The following is a 2770-nucleotide window of genomic DNA, read 5'->3' on the forward strand; positions in this document are numbered from 1 at the left end:
GCGCGCCCCGTTCCGGCAACGTGACCCTGTGATCCGGATAGGCCTTGTTGAAAAGTTCCACGGCGCAGTGCAGCGGGATGCGACACATCAAGCGGCGGGAACAGATAGACTGTCTTGCCGAAGTATCCGCGCCGCGCGATCAGCGCACCTGCCTGGTCTGCCAACGCGCAAGTGCCTTGCTGCCCTCGTCATCCGTGCGTCCTGCCGGAGAAAAACTATCACGGACAGGCCGTCCAAACAATCACGCCCCGCGCCATCCCTGCGCATACGAACCGAATTCCTGCCGGCCGAACCTGCAGCAACCACAGGCCATCTGCCACGCGCAGCGTTGCGGCAGGGCAGAATGTGTGCACACTCCGATTTTCGCGAGCCAGGGCCGGTATTGCACATTTCTGCCAGTGCGCAACTTCAGTTGCCCTACCTGCGGCGCTATGCGCGCGCGGTTGCGGGGAATTGCGAGCAAGGTGACCGTGCGGTGGAGCGCATGCTTGAAACCCTTCTGGCCGCCGCGCCCGCACAGGTTAGCCGGGTGTCGCTGTTTGCTGCGCCCGACAAGGCGCTCGCCCCGGGCGGCGCAGCCGGCACCGTCCTCGCCCGGCGCGCGCTACTGCTTACCGCGACGGATAATTTCAGCCTGCAGGACGCTGGCGCCAGTCTCGGTGTCTCGCCGTCGCCGCAAGCGCCGCATCTGCATCATCGAGGACGAGCCACTCATCGGCGCGAACCTCCAGCGTCAGGTCCGGGCCGGTCACGGTGACGCGGGGATCGTCAAGCGAGGCGGCCTGCGCCAGCTCCGCCTCCCCGATTGTGCGGAAGGAAAGCCCCTCCCAATGATGATCGAAAATCATCGTCAGGTTCCGGCCTATCGCTTCCAGCCGGTCGGTGAAGGGTTCGATGAACGCCGCCACGCTCGGCGTGTGCTGCCCGGTGAGCATCGCCAGCGAGCCGGCCATCGCCAGCGTATTACGCAGCCGGTGCTCCAGCTCGGAGGCGATCACGTCCTCCTGCGCCCGCAGCTGCATTTCCTCGGTGATGTCCTCGCCCGCCTGCGCCAGATGCGTCACCGTCCCGTTCGGCCCGAACACCGGCGTCTCGGCCGAGCGCCAGTAGCGCTCCAGCGGCAGGCCATCCTCTCCCGGGACCTCGCACGGCCAGGCCGCCGAACGTGTCGTCTCGCCCATCCAGGCGCGCTCGGGCCGGGCGGCGACTTCCTCCAGTCGCTCCGGCTATTCGGGAAACACGTCGGCCACCTTGCGCCCGTCAAGTTCCGGCCAGGTCTTGTGCACCGACCGGCAGAAGGCCGCATTGGCATAGGCAAACCGGTATTCCCGGCCGCACACCACAACGGGCGCCGCCGCAGCCGCGAGGACGGCGGTCAGATCTGCGGGAACAGCCCGGTCTTCCATGCGCGCTTCCCAGCTCACCTGAAGGGCCAGTCTGGACAGGTTCGCCGCCAGCGTGAAGCGGTCGCCACTGCGAAAAAACTGGTGGCCCGGCCTTTCCGAACGCCTCCGGATAGGCCACATCCCTGCCGCACGGGCCGGGGTGCCCTAGGGAAAACAACACATGACCATCCTCTTCCTGCTGCTTGGCCTTGTCCTTCTGGTGGCCGGCGGTGAACTCCTCGTGCGCGGCGCCGTGCAACTCGCCCAGAAGTTCCGCATCTCGCCCTTGCTGATCGGCCTCACCCTGGTCGGCTTCGGCACCTCGGCCCCCGAACTCGTCACCAGCCTGCAGGCCGCCTTCTCCGGCTCGCCGGGCATCGCGGTCGGCAATGTCGTCGGCTCCAACCTCGCCAATATCCTGCTGATCCTCGGCATCACCGCGCTGATCTTCCCGGTCGTGGTCGCCAGGGAGACATTCAAGCGTGACGGCGTCGTCCTCGCCGTCGCCACGCTCATGTGCCTCGGCGCAGTCCTCTACGGCCAGCTCACCCCCCTCCTCGGGACCGTCTTCGTCGCCTCGCTCGCCGGCTATATCTATTTCGCCTTCCGCCAGGAGCGCCAGACCAATGCCGCCGCCGACGCCGCCGCCGGCATCGTCAATGACGCGCCGAAGCCTTCCGTCCGCCTGATTGGGCTGGACCTCATCCTTGTGATCGCCGGCCTCGCGCTCACCATCCTCGGCGCTCGTTTCCTCGTCTCCAGCGCCATCGAGATCGCGCGCGACTTCAACGTCTCCGAAACCGTGATCGGCCTCACCATCGTCGCCGTCGGCACCTCGCTGCCGGAGCTCGTCACCTCCGTCATGGCCGCCCTGCGCAAGCACAGCGATATCGCCTTCGGCAACATTGTCGGCTCGAACATCTACAACATCTTCGGCATCCTCGGCGTCACCGCCATCATCAAGCCCATCGACGTGCCGCCGCAGATCGCCAGCTTCGACATCTGGGTGATGATCGGGGCCACTCTGCTCCTCTTCCTGACGGCCACCTCCCGCTGGCGCATCGGCCGGATCGAAGGCGGCGTGATGCTGGCGGCCTATGTCGGCTACAGCGTCTGGCTGGGCCTGAACTCGGCCGCCTGAGGATGACTTGACGGGCTGAGGGCGGCGCTCCAAGGCTCCGCGGCCATGCGCCTGCCCCACCCCATCGTGCTCGTCTGCTTCGGCGTCATCTTCGGATGCGGCGTCGATGCCGTGATGAAGCATGTTATGCTCGGCGGCACCAGCGTGCTGACCGCCACAGCCTGGCGCTATATCCTCGGCTCGGTGATCATGGTGGCCCTGTTCGCCGCCAGCCGCCGCCCCGTCCCGGGCCTGCCCGCCATCC

The 2770-nt window shown here is 66.8% G+C and carries 4 protein-coding genes; 2 read left to right on the top strand and 2 right to left on the bottom strand.

All coding sequences use genetic code 11. The annotated features are described in order from the left end of the window. Window positions 1-629: 629 nt before the first annotated feature. Window positions 630-1181 (bottom strand): HWE histidine kinase domain-containing protein, encoded by a 552-nt coding sequence (locus WEA77_RS10285; RefSeq protein ID WP_368067789.1) that lies wholly within the window; start codon window positions 1179-1181, stop codon window positions 630-632. Between the two features lie 45 nt (window positions 1182-1226). Then, window positions 1227-1406, bottom strand: coding sequence for a PAS domain-containing protein (locus WEA77_RS10290; RefSeq protein ID WP_368067790.1), 180 nt, complete (start codon window positions 1404-1406; stop codon window positions 1227-1229). A 160-nt stretch (window positions 1407-1566) separates the two neighbouring features. On the opposite strand from WEA77_RS10290, the gene WEA77_RS10295 reads away from it, so the two are divergent. Next, complete coding sequence (locus tag WEA77_RS10295; RefSeq protein ID WP_368067791.1) at window positions 1567-2526, top strand: calcium/sodium antiporter; 960 nt, start codon at window positions 1567-1569, stop codon at window positions 2524-2526. Window positions 2527-2571: 45 nt separating this feature from the next. Beyond that, window positions 2572-2770: hypothetical protein (locus WEA77_RS10300; protein ID WP_368067792.1), on the top strand; the 199-nt coding region annotated here is incomplete at its 3' end.

The organism is Hyphomonas sp. (genome assembly GCF_040882205.1).
GTDB lineage: Bacteria > Pseudomonadota > Alphaproteobacteria > Caulobacterales > Hyphomonadaceae > Hyphomonas.

Excerpts from the sequence above, each read along its gene's own strand:
- WEA77_RS10290 (WP_368067790.1), bottom strand. The coding sequence starts at position 1,406 with ATGGAAGACCGGGCTGTTCCCGCAGATCTGACCGCCGTCCTCGCGGCT.
- WEA77_RS10295 (WP_368067791.1), top strand. The coding sequence starts at position 1,567 with ATGACCATCCTCTTCCTGCTGCTTGGCCTTGTCCTTCTGGTGGCCGGC.
- WEA77_RS10285 (WP_368067789.1), bottom strand. The coding sequence starts at position 1,181 with ATGGGCGAGACGACACGTTCGGCGGCCTGGCCGTGCGAGGTCCCGGGA.